General features: G+C 60.4%; 25 protein-coding genes. 18 read left to right on the top strand and 7 right to left on the bottom strand.

Annotated elements, in window-relative coordinates; all coding sequences use genetic code 11:
• Complete coding sequence (gene trpE / locus AACL53_RS06875) at positions 1-1,521, top strand: anthranilate synthase component I (protein WP_339086904.1); 1,521 nt, start codon at positions 1-3, stop codon at positions 1,519-1,521.
• 17 nt (positions 1,522-1,538) lie between these two features.
• Here the strand turns inward: trpE and AACL53_RS06870 are convergent, their stop codons facing one another.
• Positions 1,539-1,934: a hypothetical protein gene (locus AACL53_RS06870; protein WP_339083750.1), complete on the bottom strand. Its 396-nt coding sequence runs from the start codon at positions 1,932-1,934 to the stop codon at positions 1,539-1,541.
• 110 nt (positions 1,935-2,044) lie between these two features.
• On the opposite strand from AACL53_RS06870, the gene AACL53_RS06865 reads away from it, so the two are divergent.
• The 7 genes from AACL53_RS06865 to AACL53_RS06835 all read left to right on the top strand — a co-directional run bounded on the left by AACL53_RS06865 (position 2,045) and on the right by AACL53_RS06835 (position 7,844).
• Complete coding sequence (locus AACL53_RS06865; RefSeq protein WP_339083749.1) at positions 2,045-2,557, top strand: histidine phosphatase family protein; 513 nt, start codon at positions 2,045-2,047, stop codon at positions 2,555-2,557.
• Positions 2,558-2,685: 128 nt separating this feature from the next.
• Positions 2,686-3,282, top strand: a complete 597-nt coding sequence (locus AACL53_RS06860; RefSeq protein ID WP_339083748.1) for an aminodeoxychorismate/anthranilate synthase component II — start codon at positions 2,686-2,688, stop codon at positions 3,280-3,282.
• 54 nt (positions 3,283-3,336) lie between these two features.
• Complete coding sequence (trpD, locus tag AACL53_RS06855) at positions 3,337-4,335, top strand: anthranilate phosphoribosyltransferase (RefSeq protein WP_339086902.1); 999 nt, start codon at positions 3,337-3,339, stop codon at positions 4,333-4,335.
• Between the two features lie 3 nt (positions 4,336-4,338).
• Positions 4,339-5,142: an indole-3-glycerol phosphate synthase TrpC gene (gene trpC / locus AACL53_RS06850; protein ID WP_339083747.1), complete on the top strand. Its 804-nt coding sequence runs from the start codon at positions 4,339-4,341 to the stop codon at positions 5,140-5,142.
• Positions 5,139-5,615 (top strand): cyclic pyranopterin monophosphate synthase MoaC, encoded by a 477-nt coding sequence (gene moaC, locus AACL53_RS06845; RefSeq protein WP_339083746.1) that lies wholly within the window; start codon positions 5,139-5,141, stop codon positions 5,613-5,615. The genes trpC and moaC overlap by 4 nt, the downstream gene beginning before the upstream one ends.
• Before the next feature lie 47 nt (positions 5,616-5,662).
• A complete protein-coding gene (gene glp / locus AACL53_RS06840; RefSeq protein WP_339083745.1) occupies positions 5,663-6,874 on the top strand; it encodes a gephyrin-like molybdotransferase Glp in 1,212 nt (403 codons plus the stop codon).
• Positions 6,875-7,004: 130 nt separating this feature from the next.
• A complete protein-coding gene (locus AACL53_RS06835; protein WP_339083744.1) occupies positions 7,005-7,844 on the top strand; it encodes a transglutaminase family protein in 840 nt (279 codons plus the stop codon).
• 24 nt (positions 7,845-7,868) lie between these two features.
• On the opposite strand, the gene efp is transcribed toward AACL53_RS06835, so the two are convergent.
• Positions 7,869-8,438, bottom strand: coding sequence for an elongation factor P (gene efp / locus AACL53_RS06830; RefSeq protein ID WP_339083743.1), 570 nt, complete (start codon positions 8,436-8,438; stop codon positions 7,869-7,871).
• A 151-nt stretch (positions 8,439-8,589) separates the two neighbouring features.
• Here efp and epmA point away from each other — a divergent pair, with 151 nt between their 5' ends.
• The 7 genes from epmA to AACL53_RS06795 all read left to right on the top strand — a co-directional run bounded on the left by epmA (position 8,590) and on the right by AACL53_RS06795 (position 15,425).
• Entirely contained in the window at positions 8,590-9,642 is a 1,053-nt protein-coding gene (gene epmA / locus AACL53_RS06825; protein WP_339083742.1) for an EF-P lysine aminoacylase EpmA, read from the top strand.
• 6 nt (positions 9,643-9,648) lie between these two features.
• On the top strand, positions 9,649-10,125 hold the full coding sequence (locus AACL53_RS06820) for a GFA family protein (RefSeq protein ID WP_339083741.1): 477 nt from the start codon (positions 9,649-9,651) through the stop codon (positions 10,123-10,125).
• The gene (locus tag AACL53_RS06815) at positions 10,122-11,192 is read left to right on the top strand and encodes a lysine-2,3-aminomutase-like protein (protein WP_339083740.1); all 1,071 of its coding nucleotides are present in this window, start codon (positions 10,122-10,124) and stop codon (positions 11,190-11,192) included. The genes AACL53_RS06820 and AACL53_RS06815 overlap by 4 nt, the downstream gene beginning before the upstream one ends.
• A gap of 146 nt (positions 11,193-11,338) precedes the next feature.
• Positions 11,339-13,486 (top strand): molybdopterin-dependent oxidoreductase, encoded by a 2,148-nt coding sequence (locus AACL53_RS06810; protein WP_339083739.1) that lies wholly within the window; start codon positions 11,339-11,341, stop codon positions 13,484-13,486.
• 196 nt (positions 13,487-13,682) lie between these two features.
• Entirely contained in the window at positions 13,683-14,069 is a 387-nt protein-coding gene (locus AACL53_RS06805) for a DUF3307 domain-containing protein (protein WP_339083738.1), read from the top strand.
• A 160-nt stretch (positions 14,070-14,229) separates the two neighbouring features.
• A complete protein-coding gene (locus AACL53_RS06800; RefSeq protein WP_339083737.1) occupies positions 14,230-14,787 on the top strand; it encodes a sigma-70 family RNA polymerase sigma factor in 558 nt (185 codons plus the stop codon).
• Positions 14,784-15,425 (top strand): NrsF family protein, encoded by a 642-nt coding sequence (locus AACL53_RS06795; protein WP_339083736.1) that lies wholly within the window; start codon positions 14,784-14,786, stop codon positions 15,423-15,425. The genes AACL53_RS06800 and AACL53_RS06795 overlap by 4 nt, the downstream gene beginning before the upstream one ends.
• Before the next feature lie 10 nt (positions 15,426-15,435).
• Here the strand turns inward: AACL53_RS06795 and AACL53_RS06790 are convergent, their stop codons facing one another.
• The 5 genes from AACL53_RS06790 to AACL53_RS06770 all read right to left on the bottom strand — a co-directional run bounded on the left by AACL53_RS06790 (position 15,436) and on the right by AACL53_RS06770 (position 20,905).
• Entirely contained in the window at positions 15,436-16,713 is a 1,278-nt protein-coding gene (locus tag AACL53_RS06790; RefSeq protein WP_339083735.1) for an FAD-binding oxidoreductase, read from the bottom strand.
• 55 nt (positions 16,714-16,768) lie between these two features.
• On the bottom strand, positions 16,769-17,593 hold the full coding sequence (locus tag AACL53_RS06785) for an ABC transporter permease (protein ID WP_339083734.1): 825 nt from the start codon (positions 17,591-17,593) through the stop codon (positions 16,769-16,771).
• A complete protein-coding gene (locus AACL53_RS06780; RefSeq protein WP_339083733.1) occupies positions 17,590-18,492 on the bottom strand; it encodes an ABC transporter permease subunit in 903 nt (300 codons plus the stop codon). The genes AACL53_RS06785 and AACL53_RS06780 overlap by 4 nt, the downstream gene beginning before the upstream one ends.
• Before the next feature lie 9 nt (positions 18,493-18,501).
• Positions 18,502-19,698 (bottom strand): ABC transporter ATP-binding protein, encoded by a 1,197-nt coding sequence (locus AACL53_RS06775; protein WP_339083732.1) that lies wholly within the window; start codon positions 19,696-19,698, stop codon positions 18,502-18,504.
• Positions 19,699-19,795: 97 nt separating this feature from the next.
• A complete protein-coding gene (locus AACL53_RS06770; RefSeq protein ID WP_339083731.1) occupies positions 19,796-20,905 on the bottom strand; it encodes a polyamine ABC transporter substrate-binding protein in 1,110 nt (369 codons plus the stop codon).
• Positions 20,906-21,388: 483 nt separating this feature from the next.
• Between AACL53_RS06770 and AACL53_RS06765 the strand changes: the two genes are divergently transcribed.
• From AACL53_RS06765 to AACL53_RS06755, 3 genes are all read left to right on the top strand, one after another.
• Complete coding sequence (locus tag AACL53_RS06765; RefSeq protein WP_339086900.1) at positions 21,389-22,789, top strand: glutamine synthetase family protein; 1,401 nt, start codon at positions 21,389-21,391, stop codon at positions 22,787-22,789.
• Positions 22,790-23,115: 326 nt separating this feature from the next.
• A complete protein-coding gene (locus AACL53_RS06760; protein WP_339083730.1) occupies positions 23,116-24,237 on the top strand; it encodes a response regulator in 1,122 nt (373 codons plus the stop codon).
• A 138-nt stretch (positions 24,238-24,375) separates the two neighbouring features.
• Positions 24,376-25,773, top strand: a complete 1,398-nt coding sequence (locus tag AACL53_RS06755) for a class I SAM-dependent methyltransferase (protein ID WP_339083729.1) — start codon at positions 24,376-24,378, stop codon at positions 25,771-25,773.
• Positions 25,774-25,776 lie beyond the last annotated feature (3 nt).

The following is a 25,776-nucleotide window of genomic DNA, read 5'->3' as shown; positions in this document are numbered from 1 at the left end:
ATCTTCCCCGCGATCGATCAGTTCGCAAAAACCTACGATGACGGCACGGCCCAGGTCGTCTGGACGCGCCTCATCGCAGATCTCGAAACGCCGGTGTCCGCCTACTTGAAGCTCGGCGAGCGTCGCGCCATGAGCTTCCTGTTGGAATCGGTCGAAGGCGGGTCCGCACGCGGACGCTACTCCGTCATCGGCTTCGCACCGGACCTGATCTGGAGAGCGAACGGCAACACGGCGGAAATCAATCGAACTCCGGACGTCGCTCCGGAAGCGTTTACGGCCGACGACAGCCCGGCGCTGGAATCGCTGCGCAAGCTTCTGGCCGATAGCGCGATCTCTCTGCCTGAGGCCCTGCCGCCGATGGCGGCCGGCATCTTCGGCTACATGGGCTACGACACGGTTCGGCTGATCGAAAAGCTACCCGAGATGAAGCCGGACGCTCTCGGCGTTCCGGATGCCATCCTGATCCGGCCGACGCTGATGCTCATCTTCGACAACGTCAAGGATGAGATGACGCTCGTGACGCCGGTCCGGCCCCGCGAGAACGTCTCCGCCGCCGACGCCTACGGCGAAGCGCTCGCGCGCATTGAGAAGACGATTCATGCTCTCGAGACGCCGCTACCGCTCGCCTCTTCGGCGCCTCAGCAAAACCACGCGCTTCCCGAGCCGCAATCGAACACCACGCCCGCCGACTATATGGCGATGGTCACGAAGGCGAAGGAATACATCAAAGCCGGCGACATCTTTCAGGTCGTACTTTCGCAGCGTTTCTCCGCACCGTTTGCGCTCCCCTCATTCGCGCTCTATCGCGCGTTGCGGCGGCTCAATCCGTCGCCGTTTCTATTCCATCTCGATTTCGGCAGCTTCCAGCTCGTCGGCTCGTCGCCCGAAATTCTCGTCCGCGCCCGCGACGGCGTCGTCACCATCCGGCCCATCGCCGGTACCGCGCCGCGCGGCGGGACCGACGCGGAAGACAAGGCGTTGGCAGCGAAGCTCCTCGCCGATCCCAAGGAGCGCTCCGAGCATCTGATGCTGCTCGACCTCGGCCGCAACGACGTCGGACGTGTCTCAGAACCCGGCAGCGTTACCGTCACCGATAAATTCGTCATCGAACGCTACAGCCACGTCATGCACATCGTTTCGAATGTGATCGGCAAGCTCGATGAAAAAAATCACGACGCGATCGACGCCCTGATGGCGGGCTTCCCCGCTGGAACGGTGTCGGGCGCGCCGAAAGTGCGCGCCATGGAGATCATCGCCGAATTCGAAAAGGCGAAACGCGGCCCCTATGCGGGCTGCGTCGGCTACTTCTCGGCGAATGGCGAGATGGACACCTGCATCGTCCTGCGCACGGCGATCCTGAAGGACGGCATGATCCATGTGCAGGCGGGCGCCGGCATCGTGCACGACAGCATTCCCGAAAACGAACAGCAGGAATGCATCAATAAGGCGAAAGCCGTGGTGCGTGCCGCCGAAGAAGCCGTTCGCTTCGCCTCGCGCTCATCCAACCTCGCTCGATCGTAGAACGGCGCTCGCGCCGCTCAGCGAACCTTCGTCGTTTCGGCACGCCAGCGCTTTGCCCATGCCCGCCGCCATGGCGACCATTTCGGCCGCCACAGAAGGCTGATGACACTGTGCCAGACCGCGTAGATCGGTAACCAGAAGAGCACGCGGATCGGCAAGACACCGAGCGCGAACGCCACGCGCTGCATACGTTTCGATGCCGCGGCCCCGTATTTCTGACTTCGCGCCTTCACCCACGCCCGGACCGTCTCCTGGCCAAGAACGCGCTCGGCGGCACGCAGCGCAATGAACGCCACGACCGCGAACGGCAGCAGCAGCCACAACACGATCCATAGAACTTGCGTGAAAACCCACCAGACGATGCTGATGAGAATGGCAAGAATCCAAAAAAACGGCGCCAGTAGATAATCCATTGCGGATGGACCTTGTCATCGCGCCAGCGCGAATCTATGGCCTATCGCTTAACGGCATCCATGACCTGCTGTAAGGTCCCTTCGTCCCGCAACGCCAGCCCAAGGCCGCAATGCTTTCTCTCGCCCTCCTCCGCCACGCGAAATCAAGCTGGGACGCGAAGGACATCGACGATTTCGACCGCGCCTTGAATGACCGGGGGCGCGCCGCCGCGCCAGTCATGGGGGGCGTTCTGAAGGAACTCCATTTCGCCCCCGAGCAGATCCTTTGCTCCCCCGCCAAGCGGACCCGCGAGACGCTGTCGCTGATCACCCCATACGTCAAAGACGCCGAGGTCACATTCGACGATCAGTTGTATCTAACGGGCCCGGACACTCTATTAGCGCGCCTGAAGACCGTGCCCGTCGGCATCCAGCGCGTATTGATGATCGGTCACAACCCGGGAATGCACGGCCTCGCCCTGATGCTGGCGGGCACGGGCGACGCCAAGTCGATATCGCGTTTGGAAGATAAGTTTCCGACTGCTGCCCTGGCGACCTTTACCTTCCCGCAAGTCACTTGGCGCGATTTGACGCCGGCCTCCGGCCACCTCGAAGCTTTTATTACGCCACGGGACCGCAGCTGAAACGCCGGAACGCCGTCCCGCGTTGAAACAAGCCGCCTGGGGGCCATATTTTCCGTGTCGCGGTGCGTCCGGCGTCTGCTAGAAGGGCGTTGTCCGCTATGATGCGCGCCGGCAGACTAAGGGCCAATATGCTGATCCTGATCGATAACTACGATAGCTTCACCTACAATCTCGTCCATTATCTGGGTGAGCTGGGCGCCGAAAGCGTCGTCATTCGCAACGACAAGGTTTCAGCCGACGAAGTGCTCGCGAAGAAGCCGCAAGCGATCGTCTTGTCACCGGGGCCGTGCACGCCGAACGAAGCCGGCGTCTGCCTCGACCTCATCAAGAAAGCCGGCCCGACAATCCCGCTGCTGGGCGTCTGCCTCGGCCATCAGGCGATCGGACAAGCCTACGGCGGCGACGTCATTCGCGCCCCATCGCCGATGCACGGCAAGCTGTCGACGATCTCCAACACCGGCAAAGGCATCTTCAAGGGTCTGCCGAAACGCTTCGAGATCACGCGCTATCATTCGCTCATCGTCGACCGCGCGACGCTTCCCGACTGCCTGGAGGTCACGGCCGAAACCGACGATGGAATCATCATGGGGCTGCAGCACAAGACGCACCCCGTCCATGGCGTTCAGTTCCATCCTGAAAGCATCGCCTCCGAGCAGGGGCACGCGCTCCTTGCCAATTTCCTTTCGCTCGCAGGCTTCACGCCGAAAAGCCGTAAGGCGGCCTAAACTGTGACAACCACCACAACAGTCGCCAACCCCGCCCGCGAACTGAAGCATCTGATGAACCGCATCGCCGAAGGGGAAACCCTCGGCGACGACGGCATGCAGCAGGCGCTCGATCTTCTGATGTCCGGCATTGCCCCGCCCGTCGCGATGGGTGCATTCCTGATGGGCGTTCGCGTTCGCGGCGAAACGACGGAAGAAATCACGGGCGCCGCCAAGTTCGTGCGTGGCCGGATGACGACGGTCGATGCCCCGCCCGGCGCCATCGACATCGTCGGTACCGGCGGCGATAGCAGCGGCACTTACAATATTTCGACTGCTGCAACGTTCGTCGCAGCCGGAGCCGGCGCGATCGTCGCCAAGCACGGCAACCGCGCCGTAACCTCGCTTTCCGGTGCGTCCGACGTTCTCTCCGCACTCGGCGTCAAGCTCGACGTGCCGCCCGTCATCGTCTCACAGGCGATTGCCGACGCGGGAGTGGGCTTCCTGTGGGCCCCGCTCTATCATCCAACATTCAAGATGTGGGCGCCGATCCGCGCCGACCTCGGCCTCCGGACGATCTTCAATCTGCTCGGACCTCTCTGCAATCCCGCTCGCGTGACGCGTCAGGTCCTCGGCGTCTACGATCGTAAGCTCGTCGAACCGATCGCGGAAGTTCTGCGCCAGCTCGGCTCAACTCATGCCTGGGTCGTCCACGGCGCCGACGGCATGGACGAACTGACGACGACGGGCGCGACCCACGTCGCCGAATTGAAGGACGGCGATATCTTCGCCTTCGATCTGACGCCCGAAGATGCGGGTCTCGAACGCGCAAGCATCGAAGCGCTGAAGGGCGGTGACGCAGCCACCAACGCGGCCGCCATTCACGCGCTTCTCCAGGGCGAAACGGGCCCCTATCGCGACATCGTCGTTCTGAACACGGCAGCGGCCCTCATCGTCGCCGGCAAGGCCGACGGGCTGCCGGATGGCATCGCGAAAGCCGAATTGTCTATCGATAGCGGCCGCGCCGCCCGCGCGCTCGACCGCCTGGTCGCCGTCACCAACGAACGAGTTTAAGAGATGGCCGACATCCTCGACAAAATCACCGCCTACAAGCGCGAAGAGATCGCTCGCGCCAAGACGCTGAAACCGCTGCGCGTCATTGCCGAGTACGCGCGCTCGGCGCCGAAGGTCCGCTCGTTCGCCGGCGCCATCGAAGCGAAGCTTCAGCAAAAGCAACCCGCGCTGATCGCCGAAATCAAAAAGGCATCGCCGTCGAAAGGCCTGATCCGCGCCGACTTCGACCCGCCCGCCCTCGCCAAAGCCTATGAAGCCGGCGGCGCCGCCTGCCTTTCAGTGCTGACCGACCGGCCATCCTTTCAAGGCGCACCCGAGTTCTTGACGGCGGCGCGCGAGGCGACATCGCTTCCCGTGTTGCGCAAGGATTTCATGATCGACACCTACCAGGTCGCCGAGGCACGCGCCTGGGGCGCCGACTGCATCTTGATCATCCTCGCCGAGGTCGACGATGCGACGGCTCACGACCTCGCGGCCGCTGCACTGGACTGGGGCATGGATGCCATCGCCGAAGTCCACGACGCGGAGGAACTGGAACGCGCGCTAAAACTCGATTGCCGCCTCATCGGCATCAACAATCGCAACCTCAAGACCTTTGATGTAAAACTCGAGACCGCGGAACAGCTCGCCCCGCAGATTCCCGCCGGCAGAATCGTCGTCGGCGAAAGCGGGATCTTCACCAGCGCCGACATCGCTCGCCTCTCCAAAGTCGGCGTCGGCACGTTCCTCGTCGGCGAAAGCCTGATGCGGCAAGCCGATGTGACCGCCGCGACGAAGGCCCTGCTCCAACCGGCGGCAGTGTCATGAGCAAGCTCTCCCACATCAACGAAAAGGGCGAAGCCCGGATGGTCGATGTCTCGGAAAAGTCCGTCACGGCGCGCCGCGCTGTGGCCGAGGGCTTTATCGCGATGCGGCTCGCCACGTTGGAACTCATTGAAAAGGGCGAGGCGCACAAAGGCGACGTGATCGGCACCGCGCGCCTAGCTGGCATCATGGCAGCCAAGCGCACCCACGAGCTTATCCCCCTTTGCCACCCTCTCCAGCTCACCAAAGCAACCGTCGACTTCGAGCTCTCCCAGGATCCGCCCGGCGTCCGCGTGTTGGCGGAGGTAAAGGTTTCGAGCCAAACGGGCGTCGAGATGGAGGCATTGACGGCCGTGTCGGTCGCCTGCCTGACGCTTTACGACATGCTCAAAGCCGCCGACAAATCGATGACGATCAACGGCGTCCGCCTGATCGCGAAGGACGGCGGCAAATCGGGTGTCTACCGTGCCGGCTAGAGCGTTCGCGATGAAAAAAGATTCGCGTTCCGGAGGCGCCTGACACCATGTCACTGCTGCCCGTCGCCGAGGCGCTGAAGCGCATTCTGGGTGTCGCGACGACACTGGAGAGTGAGAACGTTCACCTGCTCCAGGCGCGAGGCCGCACGCTCGCGGCGCCGGTCATTTCAAAACTCGACAATCCGCCGTTCGATGCCTCCGCGATGGATGGCTACGCCGTCCGCGCAGACGACGTAGCAAACGTTCCCGCCTACCTCACGGTAATCGGAGAGGCTGGCGCGGGCCGGCCGTTCACCCGCGCGATTGGCAAAGGCGAAGCCGTACGCATCTTCACAGGCGGCCGCATACCGGAAGGCGCCGATGCCGTCGTCATTCAAGAAAACGTCGACGCATCGGGAACGGCAATTACCGTGCGCGAGACCGCGGCCCGCGGCGCCAACATCAGACCCAATGGCGAGGACTTCAGGACCGGCGACATCCTTCTTGAAACAGGAAGATGCCTGACCGCGCGCGACGTGCTGATCGGCGCATCGTCGGGTCACGCCGAGCTTCCGGTCGTGCGCAAACCGGTCGTCGCCATCGTATCGACAGGCGATGAGCTTGTGCCGCCGGGAAGCCCCCTCGGACCAGGCCAGATTTCTGCTTCCAATGCCTACGGCCTCGCGGCCGTCGTCGAAGCCGCCGGCGCAGAAGCCCGCTTCCTCGGAATTGCGCGCGATACCTTCGCGTCCCTCGACGACCGCATCGCGGCCTCCGATGGCGCCGACATCCTGGTGACGAGCGGCGGCGCATCCGTCGGCGATCACGATCTCGTCCGGCCGGCGCTCGAAAAGGCAGGTGCGAAGCTTGATTTCTATAAAATTGCGATGCGCCCGGGGAAGCCGCTGTTCTTCGGATCTCGCATCCCGAACGGCAAGACCCAATTCTGCCTCGGCCTTCCGGGAAACCCTGTTTCCGCTATGATCTGCGCACGGGTATTTCTCGTGCCGCTCATCGGCCGGCTGCTCGGACGGGAAACCCCGTTCCAAGCGGTAACAGCCGTGCTCGCCGAACCCCTGCCCGCCAACGGCCCTCGCGAGCACTACATGCGCGGACTATTGGATACGAGCGAGATCCCCCCGCGTGTTGTGGCGTTCAAAAGTCAGGACAGCGGACTGATCAAATCCTTGCAGCGTGCGGATTGTCTCGTCGTAATTCCAGCGAACGCGCCCACTCAGCCCGTTGGCGCCGCGGTGAAAGTGCTGAAGCTCGATATCTGATGCTTTAATAGGCACGCGTCCCAATCGGACACCCGCATTCCCGCGAATCCGCGCGATTTCATCTCTTCCGGGAACATTCGAGCCGAGCGTCGCGTTTTTCGGGCTCATCTGTTGGGCCGAGGCACCGTATATGCTTATTCACGTTGGTTACGATATCGGTCTGCAACTTAATGCGCCGACGCCGCTTTTATTGCTTCTCGACGTCCATCCAAGCCGCCGCCGCGACATCATCTACGAAAACGCGCTGAACATCCCTGACATCCCCATCGAGCGTGGACTCGATCTCTATGGAAACCGGACGCAGCGGCTCGTCGCGCCCGCGGGGCATTTGAAACTCAGCTATCGTGCCGTTGTTCGCGATCCCGGCGTTCTCGAAGAGACGCCGTTCAATGCCCGCGAAATTCCGGTACCCGACCTTCCGAACTACGCGATGCACTACTTGAGCGGCAGTCGTTATTGCGAAACCGACGAACTGACGCCGATCGCGTGGCAACTCTTCGGCAACATTCCCCCTGGATACGCGCGCGTCAAAGCCATCTGCGAATTCGTTCACAACCACATCAAGTTCGATTACCAGGCCGCCCGCTCAACACGCACGGCGGCCGAAGCGTACAAGGAAGGAATGGGTGTCTGCCGCGACTTCGCGCATCTCGCCATCGCCTTCTGCCGCTGCCTGAACATTCCGGCGGCCTACGTCAACGGCTTCCTCGGCGACATCGGCGTGCCTCCCGATCCCGCGCCGATGGACTTCAGCGCCTGGTTCGAAGCCTACATCGATCATCGCTGGGTGACGTTCGATGCGCGCCACAACGCGCCGCGCATCGGTCGCGTCGTCATCGCGCGCGGACGCGACGCCGCGGACGTCGCCATGATCACATCTTTCGGTCAGCACTATCTGGGTGAATTCAAAGTCGTATGTGAAGAAGTCGCCCCGCAACGCGCGGAGCAACTGACGTCTCACGCGGCCTGATATCGATAGGCCGAACCCGTCGAATTAGTCTTTCGCCCGTTCGACGTACGAACCGTCAGCCGTCATGACGACGACACGCGTACCAGCGCCGATGTGCGGCGGCACCATCACGCGGGCGCCGTTCGAAAGCTTCGCAGGCTTATAGGAGGATGAGGCTGTCTGGCCCTTGACGACGGGGTCGGCCTCGACGATTTCAAACGTCACGCGCTGCGGCAGCTCGATGGAAATCGGGTTGCCTTCATGCAGCGATACGAGGCACGTCATGCCTTCCTGCAGCCACTGGCCTTGGTCGCCCACCACGTCCTTGTTGATGGCGATCTGGTCGAAGGTCTCGGGCTGCATGAAGTTGTAGCCCATGTCGTCTTCGTAGAGGAAATTGTAGTCCTTTTCATCGAGATAGGCGCGCTCGACCTGGTCGGTCGTGCGATAGCGCTCAACAAGCTTCACGCCGTCAGCGATGCGGCGCAGTTCGAGATGGGTTACGGGGGTGCCCTTGCCCGGATGGATGTTTTCGGCGTGCATCACGACGGCAAGCCTGCCATCGAGATCGAGCACGTTGCCTTTACGGACCGAGCTTGCAATAACCTTCACCACGTAACGTCTCCGATCTCAAAATTCATGCGCTACGGCCGCCACATGGGCGGCCGGCCGGCGGAAGCCTTCAGGGATTCTGTCGCGTCTCATACCCGCTTAGTCAGTTGCCGCCAAGTGCGGCAACCCTGTGCTTAACCCTCAATTTGTCAGCATGTCGCAACTTTCCTCCTGGTGGAGACCTGATCGCCATGCCGACCGCAGGCCTTTTCTCATTGGCCGGGGCCGGATCAAGTCCGCGATAAGAAATTGGTTTCTTTCGCAGGGGTTCCTCGAAGTCGAACCGGGCCTGTTGCAGGTTTCACCCGGCAACGAGACACATCTGCACGCCTTCAGGACCGAGCTTATCGGAACCGATCTCTCGCGCCGGGACCTCTATCTCCATACCTCGCCCGAGTTCGCGATGAAGAAACTCTTGGCAGCTGGCGAGACGAAGATTTTCGCTTTCTCCCCGGTCTTTCGCAACCGCGAGCGGGGCAGCCTGCATTCGCCCGAATTCACGATGCTGGAATGGTACCGGGCGAACGAGCCGTACGAAACTTTGTGGGCGGATTGCCAGGCGATCCTCGATATCGCGGCGGAGACGACGAAGCGCACAGAGTGGTCGTTTCGCGGCAAGCCGTGCGATATGACCAAGCGCTACGACAGGACGACGCTTTATCAGGCATTTGCTCAGTTTGCCGAAATTCCGCTGCACGAGACGACGAGTGCAACGTCGGTCGATCGCGCCAAGCTTGCGGGCCTCGCGAAAGCCCAAGGCATTCGAGTCGGCGAGGACGACACGTGGTCGGATATTTTCAGCCGCGTACTGGTTGAAAAGATCGAGCCTGGACTTGGACTCTACCGGCCGGAGATCCTGTGCGAGTATCCGATAGCGGAAGCCGCGCTGGCCCGGCCGAACGCAGAAGATCCAGCGGTGGCCGAGCGCTTCGAACTCTACGTCTGCGGCGTCGAGCTGGCGAACGGCTTCGGCGAATTGACGGACGCCGCCGAACAGCGCCGCCGCTTTGAAACCTGGATGGCCGACAAGCAGCGCATATATGGCGAGCACTATCCGCTGGATGAGGATTTCCTCGCAGCGCTCGCCGAGATGCCACCGGCTTCCGGCTGCGCCCTCGGCTTCGACCGGCTGGCTATGTTGGCGACCGGCGCCGAGCGCGTCGATCAAGTGATCTGGACGCCTATGGCCGACGCCGAAAGGAGCTAGTGACCGATGCCCACGAGCGACGAGAAAACCGGCGGATGCCAGTGCGGAGCGATCCGCTTCCGTGTCGAGGGCGACCTCGGCGACGCCTCCGTGTGCCACTGCCGGATGTGCCAGAAGGCATTCGGCGCCTTTTATGCTCCTCTGGTTAGCGTACGTGACGCCAAACTCGTTTGGACGCGCGGAACGCCGGCAAAATTCCAGTCGTCGAATGCGGTGTTGCGCGGCTTCTGCGCCAACTGCGGTACGCCACTCACCTATGAAGCACCCGACGGCGTCGCTGTGGCCATCGGAACCTTCGACGATCCGGCTAGTATCGTGCCGAAAGTGCAGTGGGGCGTCGAAGCCAAGCTGCCGTTTGCGGATACCATTCCGGGCCTTCCGCAGCACGATACGCTTGCCGACACGAACGCGGCGCCATTTCTGAAGACCCTCGTTTCCTATCAGCACCCGGATCACGACACGGATGTTTGGCCGCCGAAATGACGCTTATCGAAAAGAAGCTCACGTCGATTGACGATCTGATCGCGGCAGAACTCGTCTCGCCAAGCGACCGCGATGCGCTGACGGCAGTCTCCGCTCGTTATGCCATCGCCCTGACGCCGGTCATCGCCAACCTGATCGACCCCAGCGACAGCGACGACCCGATCGCTCGCCAGTTCATCCCCAGCGCCAAAGAACTCGAAACGCATCCGCGCGAAGAAGCCGATCCGATCGGAGACCACCTCAAAAGCCCGGCGCATGGCATCGTGCACCGGTATGCGGATCGCGTGCTGCTGAAGATTGCGAGCGTCTGTCCGGTCTACTGCCGCTTCTGCTTCCGCCGCGAAATGGTCGGACCGAGCAATGGCGAAGCGCTCTCGTCAACCGACCTCGCCTCGGCGCTCGACTACATCGCCGCAAATCCCAAAATCTGGGAAGTCATTCTGACGGGAGGCGATCCGTTTATCCTCTCGCCGCGCCGCATCGAGGACGTCACCGCAGCATTGTCGGTGATCCCTCACGTCAGAATCTTGCGCTGGCACACGCGCGTCCCCGTCGCGGATCCCGCCCGCGTGACGGACGATCTCATCGCCGCACTGAAAACGACGACCAAAACCGTCTTCGTCGGAATTCATACGAACCACGCCCGCGAGCTTGAAGGACCCGCAAGCGACGCCATTGCCCGGCTTGTCGACGCCGGAATTCCGCTCGTCAGCCAGACCGTCCTGCTGAAAGGCGTCAACGATAACGTTGACGCGCTCGAAGCTCTGATGCGCCGCCTCGTCGAATTACGGGTAAAGCCGTACTACCTCCATCACGGCGACCTCGCGCCCGGAACCGCGCACTTTCGAACGACCATCGCCGAAGGACGCGCGCTGATGGCCGAATTGCGTCGGCGGATTTCAGGGCTGGCGTTGCCGACGTACGTGCTCGACCTGCCGGGTGCCTTCGGCAAGGTCCCGATCGAACGCCACGCCACAACGGCGGACGACGGCGTCAGTGTTTTCACCGACCGCGAAGGCAGGACGCACCGCTACGAAGATGCCTGCGCCGCCCCCGACGCGCCCTGATTGCCTTAGATCGGCGGGCACCATGCCCGGCCATGAACTGACCGGCCCATAATCAGTTCTTTCGATTGGACGCCTCGCGGTTTCGATGCCAGATTGTCACACTAGAACAGGCCGGAAAACGGCTGGCATCCACTGGGAGGAAGTGAATGAACGACGAACCGGCCCGCGAAAAGTTTTTCGGCGCTTGCCCGCACGATTGCCCGGACACCTGCGCGATGATCTACGAAGTCCAGGATGGCCGGCTGGTCGAGGTGCGCGGCAACAAAGAACATCCGATGACGCGCGGCGGCCTGTGCGTAAAGCTCAAGGACTTTGCAGAGCACCACGTCAACCCGGACCGGCTGATGTATCCGCTCCGCCGCGTCGGCCCGAAGGGTTCGGGACCGAATGGCGGCAACATTTTCGAGCGCATCACCTGGGACGAAGCGATCTCCGAGATCGGCACCCGCTGGCGCGAAATCATCGCGCAGTACGGCGCGCAGGCGATCATGCCGCAAAGCTATCTCGGCAACATGGGCCTCGTGCAGGGCATCAACTCAGGCGATCCATTCTTCAATCGTCTCGGCTCGACCGTCAACGAGAAGACCTATTGCACGTCGGGCTCGTCGACGGCGTGGCTTCTGACGCATGGTCCGACGGGCGGCGTCGATCCAGAAAGCTTCGTACACTGCAAGTACATCGTGATCTGGGCTTGCAATTCGATCTCGACCAACCTGCATCATTGGCCCTTCGTGCTCGAAGCGCAGAAGCGTGGCGCCAAGGTCGTCGTCGTCGACTCCTATAAATCCCGCACGGCGAAAGCCGCCGACTGGCACATCTGCCCCAAGCCCGGGACAGACGGAGCACTGGCTCTCGGCATCATCAATTCAATGGTCGAGCAGGGACTGATCGACCAGGATTACGTCGACAATCACACGCACGGCTTCCCCGAGCTCAAAGCCCGCGCAGCCGAATTTCCCCTCGACTACGTCGAGAGCGTCACCGGCGTCAAAGCTGCCGACATCGCCAAGTTCGCCCGCGAATTTGCGACCTCGCAGCCGTCCGCCATCCGCATCGGCGTCGCTATCGAACGCTCGGCCGGCGGCGCACAAGCGGCGCGTGCCGTCTACGCAATTCCGGCAGTTTGCGGCTCGTGGCGTCACGTCGGCGGCGGCATGCTGCAATTGCCGCTGTGGGACTTCCCAGTCGATTGGGTGAAGGCCGCACGGCCCGACTGGATCAAGCCCGGCACGCGCGTCGTCAACAATCTCCGGCTCGGCCAGGCGCTGAACGGAGAGATGAAGCTCGATCCGCCGATCAAGAGCATGTTCGTCTTCTGCACCAACCCCGTCAGTCAATCACCCGAGACCAACAAGATCGTCGAAGGCCTATTGCGCGAAGACCTGTTCACGGTCGTTGCCGAGCACTTCATCACCGACACGGCGAAATATGCCGACATCATCCTGCCGTCCGCCATGGCCGGCGAAGCCGAAGACATGATGTGGTCCTGGGGCCACTTCTATTTCACGTACAATGAAAAGGCCATCGACCCGCCCGGCGAATGCAAGCCGACGAGCGACATGTGGCGGTTGCTCGCCAAGGAGATGGGCTTCGACGACCCGGTCTTCAAAATGACCGACAGCGAGCTGTGCGCTGAATACATCAACTGGACCGACCCCAAGATGGGCGGCGTCGACATGGAGTACTTCAAGAAGCACGGGTATTACAAAATCGATGTCGGCTCCGCGGATACGCGCACGCCGCACAGCGAGGGCAAGTTCCCGACTCCATCCGGCAAAGTCGAACTGCTGCTGCACGACGCGAAGAACTTCGTCGCCGGGCCGTTCCGTGCCATGTACGAAGGCGAACAAGACGGCACGCCGATTGATCCGCTGCCCGGCTACGTGCCGGTTCGTGAATCGCCTGAGACCAACCCGGAGCTGGCAAAGCGCTATCCGCTGAACATCATCTCACCGAAGAGCCACGCCTTCCTGAACTCGTGCTACGCCAACGAGCCGCACAAGATCAAACTCCAAGGCGAGCAGTTCGTGATGATTTCGCCGGTCGATGCCGCCAAGCGCAACATCCGGGAAGGCGACCCTGTGCGCGTGCAGAACGAGCGCGGCGACTTCGAAGGCGTCGCGCGTGTGACGGACGACGTCACGCCCGGCATCGTCGTTGCGACGCTCGGCTATTGGCGGTCCCTCAACCGGTCTGACGGGTCCGTCAACTCCATCTCGTCGGACGCGTGGAGCGGCCTCGGCCGGGCACCAACGTTCTCGGACAATCTGGTCGAAGTTCATCGCGTCAACTGAGGCGGCGCACACGCCACCGTCGACGAAGCTCTGAGGTCTGCACGGCCAAGGTTGTGCAGACCTCTTGTTCCCTAGGTGACATCCCGCGGGGCTACATTGCGCTATAACCGGCCCGGGGAAGCAGGTTGACGACCTGACAGGAGCCTCCGGAACGTCCGGGCGCTCCGGTCGTCCGCCACGCAGGCGATGGAAGCTCATGTCACCCGTTCACGCGGCGCTCGCCGCGATCACATATCTGCTCGTCAAGCACGCGATCGCCGACTTCATCCTCCAGACGGACCAGATCTTCCGCCAAAAGGGATCTTACGGTGCGCCCGGCGGGCTATGGCACGCGCTCATCCATATCCTATTGACGGCGCCGGTCTTTTTGCTTTTCCCAGGCGGCGGTCGAGGCCTCGCGGCGGTGCTTCTCGCGGGAGAATTCATCGTTCACTATCATATTGACTGGACGAAAGAGCAGATCGTCCGCCGCGAAGGATGGACGCCGAAAGACAAATATTTCTGGTGGGCTCTCGGCATCGACCAGCTGCTGCACGGCCTCACTTACGTCGTCATCCTTTGGATTTGGCTCCCCGCCGCCTAACCAGCGCCTTTATGCCCATCTTGCGCAGCATGTCGCGGCTCTGCCATATGCGGCAGGACGAGCGGACTGGCGCACCAATCCGCACACCCCGTTAATATTATTTCTCGCGCGATGTAACATTCCTCCACCGGCCGCCGAAGACAACTGAGAAGGCGTAAATTTGGACCGAAAGGCTCGAGACGCTGAGTGGACGGCTTTGATGCGCGCCGCAATCGCGGGCGATCAGGCAGCCTATCGCCACTTGCTCTCCGAGCTTTCGCAGGTGTTGAGAGGCGTCGTCCGCCGGGGCTTCGCAGGCGTCGGCGTGCCGGCGAGCGAGGTGGAGGACGTGGTGCAGGACGTACTGCTGGCAATCCATTTGAAAAGACACACATGGGACCAGACGTTGCCGCTCGGCCCTTGGGTGATGGCCATCGCGCGCAACAAGATGATCGACGATCTGCGCCGGCGTGGACGGCGACCCGAAGTTCCGGTCGATCTGAGCGAGTTCGACTTCGAGGGCGAAGACCAGCAAGCCTCCATCGATGCCCATGATGTGGAGCGCGTCCTCGGCCGCCTCTCCGACAAGAACCGCGATATCGTTCAGTCGATCAGCATCGACGGGCAATCGGCGCGGGACGTCGCCGAGCGCCTTGGGATGAGTGAAGTGGCCGTTCGCGTTGCCTTGCACCGAAGCCTGAAGGCGCTGGCGGATACCTATCAAGAGAAGAAATTATGAAGACCGACGACCTCATCAATGCCATTGCCGCCGATGCCAAAAGCGTCGAGCCGCCGATTGCGCAGACGGTCGCCTTGGCTGTCGGCGTCGGCGCTCTGATCTCGGCCCTGCTCTTTCTCTCGGTGCTCGGCATCCGGGACAATTTCTCGGAATCGATGGTGTCCTCGCTTCGCTTCGTCTTCAAATTCGTGCTGACGCTGAGCTTGGCAATTCCCGCCTACGTTCTCGTTCGCGGACTGTCGCGGCCGGATTTCCAGCCCGGAAAGAAACTGTGGCTGCTGGCCCTCGCCCCGGCGCTCCTTTTGATCGGCATTGGGCTCGAGCTTCTCTCGGTGCCGTCTGACGAATGGCACGCGCGGATGATCGGCCACAATTCGGTAGCGTGCCTCATCGTCATTCCGCTTCTGTCGCTGGCGCCGCTAGCTGCGGTTCTTTACGCGCTTCGCTGCGGCGCGCCGGCCAACCCGGCGATTGCAGGCGCCGTGGGCGGATTGCTTTCGGCAGGTATCGCGGCAACGCTCTATGCCAGCCACTGCCCTGACGACAGCCCGCTGTTTCTCGCGGCTTGGTACACGATCGGCATCGTTTTGATGACCGGTCTCGGCGCGCTGATCGGATCGCGCATTCTGCGCTGGTGAGCCGCGCGGCCTAAACCAGATCGCGAATGCGGTAGTACAGCATCCCCAGCGCCAGCATGTAATTGCCCGCGACCTCGCTGAGCGGCAGCCGGATGTGCTTGATCCGATCGAACAGATCGAACTGCTCCGTCTGCCCGCAAATCGCGTCTGAAACGATTTCGGCCGCGATGTGCGTCGCGTTCACGCCATGCCCCGAATACCCCTGGAGATAATAGAGGTTCGGCTCGAGCCGCCCGATGGCCGGCACGCGGTTGACGACGATGGCAATCGTTCCGCCCCATGCGTACTCGACCCGCACGTCTTTCAACTGCGGAAAAACCTCGACCATACGCGGACGCATGACGGCTGCGATATCCGGTGGATCGCGATTGGTATAGTTGCAGCGACCGCCGAACAGCATGCGCCGATCGGCCGACATCCGGTAATAATCGAGAACGACGTTGCTGTCGGCCACCGCGAGATTCTGCGGATCGACCGTCGCCATCTCTGCTCCGGTCAAAGGCTCGGTGGCAATGATGTAGCTGCCGGCTGGCAGCATCAGCCCTTTGAGTCCCCGCTGCCCGAAACGATTGAAAATCTCGCCGCCGATGACGACGGTCTGAGCTTCGACCCGGCCGCGCTCGGTCTGAACCCAGGGCTTCGCGCCGCCCCCGAGGCTGATGACAGCGGAATTTTCGAAGATCCGCGCACCGAGCGCCGCCGCGGCATTGGCTTCACCCCGGCAGAGATTGAGCGGATGCAGGTGGCCGCTGCGCCGGTCGATGTAGCCACCGTAATATGACGTTGTCCCGAGCACGCTCGGCATCGCGTCGGCTTCGACGATCTCGAGCCCACCGCCGTCACCATCTTTGATGCGTTCCTCGACGTAGTCCCGCATGTGAGACATATGCCGGGGACGCGCGGCGACTTCCATCCAGCCGTACTTCAGATCGCAGGCGATGCCGTACTTCGCGATCCGGCCCTCGATGATCTCGTGACCGCGGTAACGAATTTCGCGAACGAGCTTCGCGCCCGCTGCGCCGAGCTGTTGCTTGATCGTCGCTTCGCCGCTGATGCCCCCGATCATCTGGCCGCCGTTGCGCCCCGATGCCCCCCAGCCGATGCGCTTGGCTTCGAGCAGCACCACGGACCGGCCACGCTCGGCCATCGTCAGCGCCGTGGCGACGCCCGAGAAGCCGCCGCCGATAACGCACACATCCGCCTTGATCGTACCTTCGAGCGCCGGATAGCGCGTCTGGTCGTTTGCCGTCGCGGCGTAGTACGAGCGTATGTAATCTGGATCGGTCACGATAGGCCGCTGCTTAGCGCGCCGGGCGACGAAACACAAATCCCGTGTGACATCCTCAGCCCGCAGCTCCGAAGGCCTTGCGCCGTTCTCGTTCCGCACGGTCCGTCTGGCGCTTCGTAACGTAGGAGGCCAAGAGCAGCCCGATTGTGACAATGCCGATGAGGATTGTCGATATGGCGTTAATCTCCGGCGTCACGCCGAGCCGAACCTGACTATAGATCTTCATCGGCAGCGTCGTCGCCCCGGGACCCGTCGCGAAGCTTGAGATCACGAGATCATCGAGTGATAGCGTGAATGACAGCAACCATGCCGAGATCACGGAGGGCGCGATGATCGGCAACGTCACCTGGAAGAAGGTGTTGATCGGCGTTGCACCTAAATCCATCGCCGCCTCTTCCACGGATTTGTCGAAGTCCTGAAGGCGCGCCTGCACGACGACTGCCGCATAGCACATCGTGAAGGTGATATGCGCCATCGTAATGGTCCAAAAGCCACGGTCGAATCCCATGGCGACGAACAACAGAAGCAGCGACAGACCGATGATGACTTCCGGCATGACGAGAGGGGCGAAGATCATGCCCGAGAAAAGCGTGCGGCCCGGGAAACGCCCCATCCGCACCAGCGTGATCGCAGCGAGCGTGCCAAGAACCGTCGAAACCGTCGCAGACACGAGCCCCACGCGGATCGTCACCCAGGCGGCATCCTTCAAAGCCTGATTTTCGAGAAGCGCGCTGTACCACTTCGTTGACCAGCCCGCCCATACCGTGACGAGCTTCGACTCATTGAAGCTGAATATCACCAGGAGAAGGATCGGAATGTAAAGGAACGCGAAGCCGAACGTGATTGACGTCAGATTGAACCAGGAGAAGTTTTTATTCATCGCCCGCTCTCCCGCTCGATCTGCTGCTGGCGCTGGAAGAGTACAATCGGGATTGTCAACACTAGCAACAGAATGACCGCCACTGCGGACGCAAGGGGCCAGTCACGGTTGTTGAAGAATTCGTTCCACAGCGTCTTGCCGATCATCAAGGTATCGGACCCGCCCAACAGATCCGGGATCACGAACTCGCCGACGGCTGGAATGAAAACGAGAAGGCAGCCCGCGAAGACGCCGGGCAACGATAGCGGAAAAGTGATTTGCCAGAAGGCCCGCCACGGACGCGAGCCGAGATCCTGAGCCGCTTCGAGCAATGCCGGATTGATTTTTTCGAGGCTCGCATAGAGCGGCAATATCATGAACGGCAGATACGAATAGACGATGCCGATATAGACCGCCGTCGTCGTGTTCATGATCTGCAGCGGCTCGCTGATGATGCCGAGCTTCATCAGGAACATTGTGAGGAACCCTTCCGGCTTCAGGATCGCGATCCAGGCATAAATGCGGATGAGGAACGACGTCCAGAACGGGAGGATGACGAGCATCATCAGCGTTGGCTGCCAAGCCCGCGGCGCCCGCGCCATGCCATACGCCATCGGATAAGCGACGAGCAGCGTCAGAACAGTCGATATCGCCGCAATCTTCAAGCTCGACAGGTAGGCGTTGACGTAAAGCGGATCGCCGAAAATGAAGGTGTAATTCTCGAAGTCGAGCTGCGAGATGAACTTCCGGATGCCCTCTGACCAACTGAACGTCGGCGTGTAGGGCGGAATGGCCGTCGCGACGTCCGAAAGCGAAAGCTTGAAGACAATGAAGAACGGAATGAGGAAGAAGACGAGCAGCCACAAATATGGCGCCCCGATTACATACCAGCGTCCGAGGCTATTGCCCTTTGCACTCATTTGTCTGCCTCAACCCGTCAGAACCACGCCAGCATCGATCGGCCAGTCCAGCCAGACACTGTCTTCCCAGCTGATCGACCGCTCGACGGTATGCGCTGCGTTGGCACGCAATGCCGTAACGCGTTCCCCCGGAGCGGTGCGGACATGATAATGGGAAATTGATCCGAGATACCCGATGTCCTCGACTTTGCCGGGAATGGCGTTGACCGCGCTCGCTGGCTGCTCATGCGCGATGCGGATCTTCTCCGGCCGGAGCGCCAGGCACACCTGCTGACCGACCGACACCGGCTCGGAACTTCGTGTTTTGAATTGATAGCCGTCCTTCGCATTGATCTCGATGCAGCCGTCACCGATCGCCGAGACGGTTCCCTCAAAGACATTCACGTCCCCGATGAAGCCTGCGATGTAGCGGGTCTTCGGATTCTCATAGATTTCGCCGGGCGTCGCGACCTGAACCAGAACACCCTTTTCCATGACGGCAATCCGGCTCGCGACCGTCATCGCCTCTTCCTGATCGTGGGTCACGATGATGAAAGTCGTGCCTGTGGTTTCCTGAATGCGCATCAGTTCGAATTGGGCCTGCTGGCGCAGCTTCTTGTCGAGTGCGCCGAGCGGCTCGTCGAGCAGAACGATCCGGGGCTTCTTGGCAATTGCCCGCGCGAGGGCGACGCGTTGTTGCTGTCCGCCCGACAGCTGATTGGGTTTGCGTTTGGCGAATTGCCGAAGCTCCAGCATGTCCATGGCTTCTTCGACGCGTTCGGCAATCAGGTTTTTGGGCATGCCCTCCTGGCGGAGCCCGAAACCGATGTTGCCTTCGACCGTCATGTGCGGAAAAAGCGCGTACGACTGGAACATCATGTTCACAGGTCGCTGATAGGGAGGCAGGTCCGTAATGTCTTGTCCCGCGACGATCGTCTTCCCTTGCGTCGGTCGCTCGAAACCGGCGAGCATTCTGAGAAGCGTACTCTTTCCGCAGCCCGACGGCCCGAGCAACGCGAAGAACTCTCTCTCATAAATGTCGAGCGTCACATCGTTGACGGCGACGAAGTCATCGAACCTCTTCGTTATTCCCTCGAAGCGGACGATCGGCGGCAGACTCGGGTTCTTCCACGGAGCAAATCCGGACTGGGGTGCGGCGGTGCGAGGTCCCGCACGCTGCGAAGAGGCAGTGTTCGCCTGTGAATCGCGTGCAGTTACGACAGTCATGATCAACTTCCCTGGAGCGTTCGCGTTTGCAGTCCGAGGCCGATGCCGAGTGTAAAAAGAAAAAACCGCGCCAGGTTTTTGCTGGCGCGGTTTTTGATTATTGCCCTGTCGTGATCCGGGTCCACATTCGGGTTACGAGCCGTTGCGTTTTGTTGTCCCAAGCGGTCTTCACGTAGAGCTTCTTGAATGTCTCGGGGTCAGGATAGACAGCCGGGTTCTTCAGAACACTCTCGTCGATATCCTTCTGCGAGGCAAGGTTTCCGTTGGCGTATTGAATGAAGTTCGACGCCTTCGCCATCACTTCCGGCCGGTTGAGATAGTTAAGGAAAATGTGAGCCTCCTCGACATCCTTGGCATCCGCTGGGATGGCCATCATGTCGAACCACATCTGCGTACCTTCCTTCGGAATATGGTACTTCACCACCTGGCCGTTCTTGGCATCGGCCGCACGTGTACCTGCCTGAAGGATATCGCCAGACCAGCCGAGCGCCATACAGATGTCGCCGTTGGCGAGCGCGTTGATGTATTCCGAAGAATGGAATTTCTTGATGAACGGCCGGATCTTCATCATCACTTCCTCGGCCTTCTTGAAGTCCTCTTCCTTAGTGGTGTTGGGATCGATGCCCAGGTAGTTGAGCACCACTGGAAGAACGTCTTCCGGTGAATCGAGCACGTAAATTCCGCAATCCTTGAACTTGGCGGCGATCTCAGGTTTGAAGATGATGTCGAGAGAATCGACCGGCGCGTCCGGCATGCGTTCCTTGATCTTGGCTTCGTTGTAGCCGACGCCGGTCGTGCCCCACATCCAGTTCATTGCGTACTGATTGTCCGGATCATACTGGGCAACCCGGTTGTACACTTCGGGCCACGCATTTGCGAAGTTCGGGATCTTGGACTTGTCGAGCTTCTGGAAGACCCCCGCTTTGATCTGACGCGAAAGGAACGATCCCGTCGGCACGACGACGTCATACCCGCTGCCGCCCGCCAAGAGCTTCGTTTCCAGAACTTCGTTGCTATCGAAAACGTCGTAGACGACCTTGATGCCTGTCTCTTTCGTGAAGTCCGTCAGGATCTCCGGGTCGATATAATCCGACCAGTTGTAGACCTTGACGACCCGGTCGGCTGCATAAGCCCCCGCACCGGCCAGCGTAACCGCAGCCGCAACAATGCCTGCGGCGCAACGCACCACTTTTCCTACAGTCAACATTGGAATTCCTCCAGAACCCGTCGTAACCAGGAACGCTCGAAAAGAGCGGTTCAGCCCCAAATCGCCGCTCTCATCGGCGTTTTGCTAAACATCGAACATTGTGCTCAATTTATTTGAGGAGCACAACGGACCAATGTAGAAAGATTGAAGCAATCGGCACCAGCATAACCAGTAAAAACCAGCAAACTAAACTGCGCGTTCTTTGAGCACGTGCCGCCCGATCGAACAGAGTTATGGTTTATCTAAATGGGCAACTCGGACTATGCTGCGCCGCCCTATTGAGGTTCTACCACCGACCAGTTTAACTCAGCTGGCGTTCTGAACTCCAAACACCGACATGTGTGATGATGCCTGAAGCAATGCGCAGCGCTTGGCCGGCGGCTTGGCTCGTACGGCCTTCGGAGCCGTGAAGCATTCCACTAGACGCTACCAATCGAGACGCGCCACATGGAAACGAAGAAACCAAAATTCTCAGGTGCCCTTATGACTGCCCCACCCGCACGCATGCTGAACGAAGATAGCGACTTCGGCGCAGGCTCCACACCCGAAGCGCTTCGCGATTGGCTTCGCCAGCACCGCATCGAAGAAATTGACTGCGCCGTTCCCGACATTGCAGGCGTTGCACGCGGCAAGACGATGCCCGCCGAGAAGTTCGTGAAACTCGATGCGGTCCACCTCCCGATTTCGATCTTCCATCAGACGATTACAGGCGACTACGTCGGCTTCGAAGAGGACGGTCAGGAACTCTATGCCGAAAGCGATCTGATGATGGTGCCGGATCTTTCGACCATCCGGCCAGCGCCATGGGCCTCAAGTCCAACGGCCCAGGTCATTCATGACGCCCAATGGCAGAGCGGCGACCCTGTCGAGATCGCGCCTCGCAACGTTCTGAAACGCATCGTCGATCTCTACGCGAAAGAAGGCTGGGTGCCGGTCGTCGCGCCCGAACTCGAATTCTATCTGACGAAGACCAACCCCGATCCCGACTATCCGCTCGAACCGCCGATGGGCCGCTCGGGCCGCCCGGGCGCCGGTCGCCAAGCCTATAGCCTCGGCGCCGTCGACGAATACGATAAGATCGTCGACGACATCTACGAGTTCGCCGAGCGGCAGTATCTCAAGATCGATACGATCATTCAGGAAGGCGGCGCAGCCCAGCTCGAGATCAACCTCCTGCACGGTGATCCGGTCGATCTCGCCGATCAGGTCTTCCTCTTCAAGCGGACCATTCGCGAAGCGGCATTTGCGCAGAATTGCTACGCGACGTTCATGGCCAAGCCCCTCGCCAATCAGCCGGGCAGCGCCATGCACGTCCATCAAAGCGTCGTTGATGCGAAGACGGGCAAGAACATCTTCACGCAGCCGAATGGCGAACCGAGCAAGCTGTTCTTCAATTTCCTCGCCGGTCAGCAGGCGTACCTCCCGGCCGCGATGTGCCTCATCGCACCCTACGTCAATTCCTATCGCCGGCTCGTGCCGAATGGCGCCGCGCCGATCAACGTCGAATGGGGATATGACAACCGCTCCGCCGGATTGCGGGTGCCGATCTCACCGACTGCAGCGCGGCGCGTGGAAAATCGCCTCGCCGGCGCCGATTCAAATCCCTATGTCGCGCTCGCAGCCAGCCTCGCTTGCGGCTATCTCGGAATGAAGAACGAACTCGAGCCGCGCCAAGCTGTCGTCGGCAACGCCTATCGAAACGACCACCAGCTGCCGCGCGGCCTGCTTGAAGCGCTGACCGACTTCGAAGAGAACACCGCGCTCCACGACATCCTCGGCAAACGCTTTTGCCACGTGTACCTCGCATTGAAGCGCAGCGAGTTCGAGGAATTCATGCGCGTCATCAGCCCTTGGGAGCGCGAGCATCTTCTCCTGAGCGTTTGATCTGAGTCGGCTCTCGGCCCCTTCGGATCGAGCTTCGACCATCCTCAACGAACGGCGGCCGGGTTTCTCCCCCCGGCCGCGCAGAGGCGAGCGGCATTAACCGCATGCGGACGATCCGCCAACGTCACACCCCGCAAAATCGCGATTTTGTCTCTTTATATTAAGCTCGGTTAGGACTTTTTAATCCTGCGTTCAAACAAATCTTCAATTTTCCACCAATGCTCGATTGATTCCAAATATTGCTGAGCAAAAGTCATATGGCAGACAAGCGGACTCGCATGCGCTCTCTAGCGCGTGGCTCGAGGCAGGTGACGGATTTTTTCTTGATGACGTTAAAGGCTGAAACTTTGGCTCATAAAGCAAACGAAACCATTCTGTTCGTCGACGACGAGCCGCTCTCGCTGAAATACTTCAAAAGCTCGGTTGGAAAGTATGCCAACGTCGTAACGGCGAGCAGCCCCGAAGCGGCAATGCATATCCTGGAGCAGGCCGGCAACGACATTTCGGTTGTCGTGAGCGACGAGCGTATGCCGCGCGAGAGCGGCGTCTCATTCCTGAGCGAAGTCCGCAAATCATGGCCGTCCACCGTCCGCGTGCTGACGAGCGCCTACGCCAACATCGATAACCTGCAGCACGCGATCAATGACGCTGCGATCTATCGCTTCGTGCCGAAGCCCTGGAATCTCGACGAATTATGCACGGCGATGCAGGATGCCCTCCACGTCGAGCGCTCGGCCGCCGCCATATCGGAACCCGTGCTCGGCCCGGCCACGGGGGGAGATGCGGAGAGCGCTAACATCGCGCTCCTCGCCATTCTTGCGGCCGGCCTCGAAGCGCCGCTGAAATCGCTCGATACCGAAGCACTCCAAATAGCTCAGTTGAGCCGGCCGAACTCTTTGGAAGCCGCGCCATCGGTTACTTCGTATCTCGGATCCTGGGGATCCCGGTTGAGGCTTGGAAAGATGAATGCATCCGCCATGCAAATCCGCCGGGACGTCGAGCACTGCAAGTCGTTGGCAAAGTCCATCGGCAACCTTGCTCGCAGCCTCTCGGACCCGGCCGCCGCGCAGTCATCGTCGATGGGCGATACCCTTTCCGAAGTCGTCGAGCAGGCTGTGATCTGCCCCTCTGGGACAACCCTCGCCAACCTCGCCACCGGTCAAGACTTCACCTATCGCGTCCCGCGTGAAATCATGAAGTTCGTGCTGGCCAATTTGCTACGCGGCTCAATGAAGTCCAACACTTTCCCGGGAGTGGAATTAGTTTCCGGTGCCGAACATAACGAGGTTCGAATCGTTTCGACCTTGGACTGCGAACCAGCGCCATTGGAAAATAATCAGTGGCGAACGGTCCGGTGTGCCCTATGGGCATTTGGAGGCGAACTCCTGTCCACAACTGACAATAGTTTGAGCACAACCACCCTCACCGTGTGCCTTCCGAAGGCATAAATCGCCAGGATGTATCTCCAAGGCTCTGATAATTCAAAATCATCTAAACGCTTTCTAAATACCGCAGCGCCAAACTGAACCACTGTGATAACCTTTTATTATCCACAGTCGGCGTAGTTCAGTCATGGAGCTGTCCCCTTGCGCATCGAACGAGATATTGATCGCACGGTCTCATTCCGGAGCAGCCAGGGAACTGTTTTCCGCGGTACCCTGAGTAAGCTCTCAAGACGCAATATTGTCTTCGAGATCTACAATCCATTTTCGCCCGTCCAGATGAGTGAGGTCCTGAGCGATCTCAAGGTGAGGCGCGGCAAGAACCTCGTCTATCAAGGCGACGCGGTCGTAACCGGCATCGTCACAACAAGCATTTTGGTGGTCGTTTCCGCGACGCTGGTAAATCAGTGGTCGGCCGTTGACGCGATCATCTCGGACCCGGCCGGACTTGGATCCGAAGTCGGCCGTTTCGTCGATGAATGGGACCGGGCCAATAAACTCCAGCCGAACTATCAGCTGAAAGTCGCCGACCTCCGATCGTTTCTGAGCGACTTGAGCTTTTGGCTGGACCAGGTCGACCTGGCAGTCGAAGGTGAGCCGGGCGCCAACCACACCGTCCTCGACACAGCCAGATTTGAAGAAATCAAAGCGCCCGTGATGCCGCGTCTGACGCAGCTCTTCCTCGAACTCGAGGAAGCCTGCCGCCAGCTCGACGTCGACGAAGTTGAAAATCACAAGCAACTTGCCCAGCGCGACCTACTGCCGCTCATGATGGCCTCGCCCTTCTTCAATCGCGTCTATTCCAAGCCTCTCGGCTATGCGGGCGACTATGAGATGGTGAACATGATGTTCCGCAAGGAGCGCCGTGGAAAGACGACCTATGGCCAGATCATTAATGACTGGTTGCTGAACGGAGGACCGCCCGAGGCCCACCGTAACCGCATCTACATGCTCGGGAAAATGCTCGACAAAGCGGCGGAAGACGCGGCCGCAGCGGACAAGAAGGTCCGCATCCTGAACGTCGGCTGCGGTCCGGTCCAGGAACTCCAGCTCTTCCTCGCGAAGAACAAGGAAGCCCATCGCTTCTCATTTGATCTTCTTGATTTTAATGCCGAAACCCTCGCCTACGCCAAACGCCAGATCGAGGTGGCGACCGCCGGCAGCGAAGAACCGCCCAATGTCACGTACATCCTGAAGACGGTGCAGGATCTCCTGCGTCAAGCCATTGAGCTGCCGGAGAATTCCAAGACCTACGACATCATCTATTGCGCCGGCCTCTTCGATTACCTGTCCGATCGTGTTTGCACCAAACTGGTACGCCTCTTCCACCAGTGGTGCGAGCCAGGCGGACGCGTGATCGTTACAAATGTCCACTCGTCAAACCCTGTGAAAGGTTTGATGGAGCATATTATGGAGTGGCATCTGGTGATGCGTGACGAGTCGGATATGGTCCGGCTCGCGCCTGATCTTGGGCCACTAAAGATTTATACAGATGAGACGGGTATCAACGTCTTTCTGGAGATAGATAAACCACCCGTTTGACTG

It is taken from the genome of Hyphomicrobium sp. ghe19, assembly GCF_902712875.1.
In the GTDB taxonomy this organism is placed as follows: domain Bacteria; phylum Pseudomonadota; class Alphaproteobacteria; order Rhizobiales; family Hyphomicrobiaceae; genus Hyphomicrobium_B.
The sequence above is the reverse complement of the archived record's forward strand: the minus strand, read 5'-3'. Positions and strand labels throughout refer to the sequence as shown.

What these genes read in the sequence shown, in the direction of transcription:
- AACL53_RS06870 (WP_339083750.1), bottom strand. Translation starts at nt 1,934, where the DNA reads ATGGATTATCTACTGGCGCCGTTTTTTTGGATTCTTGCCATTCTCATC.
- AACL53_RS06865 (WP_339083749.1), top strand. Translation starts at nt 2,045, where the DNA reads ATGCTTTCTCTCGCCCTCCTCCGCCACGCGAAATCAAGCTGGGACGCG.
- AACL53_RS06860 (WP_339083748.1), top strand. Translation starts at nt 2,686, where the DNA reads ATGCTGATCCTGATCGATAACTACGATAGCTTCACCTACAATCTCGTC.
- trpD (WP_339086902.1), top strand. Translation starts at nt 3,337, where the DNA reads ATGAACCGCATCGCCGAAGGGGAAACCCTCGGCGACGACGGCATGCAG.
- trpC (WP_339083747.1), top strand. Translation starts at nt 4,339, where the DNA reads ATGGCCGACATCCTCGACAAAATCACCGCCTACAAGCGCGAAGAGATC.
- moaC (WP_339083746.1), top strand. Translation starts at nt 5,139, where the DNA reads ATGAGCAAGCTCTCCCACATCAACGAAAAGGGCGAAGCCCGGATGGTC.
- glp (WP_339083745.1), top strand. Translation starts at nt 5,663, where the DNA reads ATGTCACTGCTGCCCGTCGCCGAGGCGCTGAAGCGCATTCTGGGTGTC.
- AACL53_RS06835 (WP_339083744.1), top strand. Translation starts at nt 7,005, where the DNA reads ATGCTTATTCACGTTGGTTACGATATCGGTCTGCAACTTAATGCGCCG.
- epmA (WP_339083742.1), top strand. Translation starts at nt 8,590, where the DNA reads ATGTCGCAACTTTCCTCCTGGTGGAGACCTGATCGCCATGCCGACCGC.
- AACL53_RS06820 (WP_339083741.1), top strand. Translation starts at nt 9,649, where the DNA reads ATGCCCACGAGCGACGAGAAAACCGGCGGATGCCAGTGCGGAGCGATC.
- AACL53_RS06815 (WP_339083740.1), top strand. Translation starts at nt 10,122, where the DNA reads ATGACGCTTATCGAAAAGAAGCTCACGTCGATTGACGATCTGATCGCG.
- AACL53_RS06810 (WP_339083739.1), top strand. Translation starts at nt 11,339, where the DNA reads ATGAACGACGAACCGGCCCGCGAAAAGTTTTTCGGCGCTTGCCCGCAC.
- AACL53_RS06805 (WP_339083738.1), top strand. Translation starts at nt 13,683, where the DNA reads ATGTCACCCGTTCACGCGGCGCTCGCCGCGATCACATATCTGCTCGTC.
- AACL53_RS06795 (WP_339083736.1), top strand. Translation starts at nt 14,784, where the DNA reads ATGAAGACCGACGACCTCATCAATGCCATTGCCGCCGATGCCAAAAGC.
- AACL53_RS06785 (WP_339083734.1), bottom strand. Translation starts at nt 17,593, where the DNA reads ATGAATAAAAACTTCTCCTGGTTCAATCTGACGTCAATCACGTTCGGC.
- AACL53_RS06780 (WP_339083733.1), bottom strand. Translation starts at nt 18,492, where the DNA reads ATGAGTGCAAAGGGCAATAGCCTCGGACGCTGGTATGTAATCGGGGCG.
- AACL53_RS06775 (WP_339083732.1), bottom strand. Translation starts at nt 19,698, where the DNA reads ATGACTGTCGTAACTGCACGCGATTCACAGGCGAACACTGCCTCTTCG.
- AACL53_RS06770 (WP_339083731.1), bottom strand. Translation starts at nt 20,905, where the DNA reads ATGTTGACTGTAGGAAAAGTGGTGCGTTGCGCCGCAGGCATTGTTGCG.
- AACL53_RS06765 (WP_339086900.1), top strand. Translation starts at nt 21,389, where the DNA reads ATGACTGCCCCACCCGCACGCATGCTGAACGAAGATAGCGACTTCGGC.
- AACL53_RS06760 (WP_339083730.1), top strand. Translation starts at nt 23,116, where the DNA reads ATGACGTTAAAGGCTGAAACTTTGGCTCATAAAGCAAACGAAACCATT.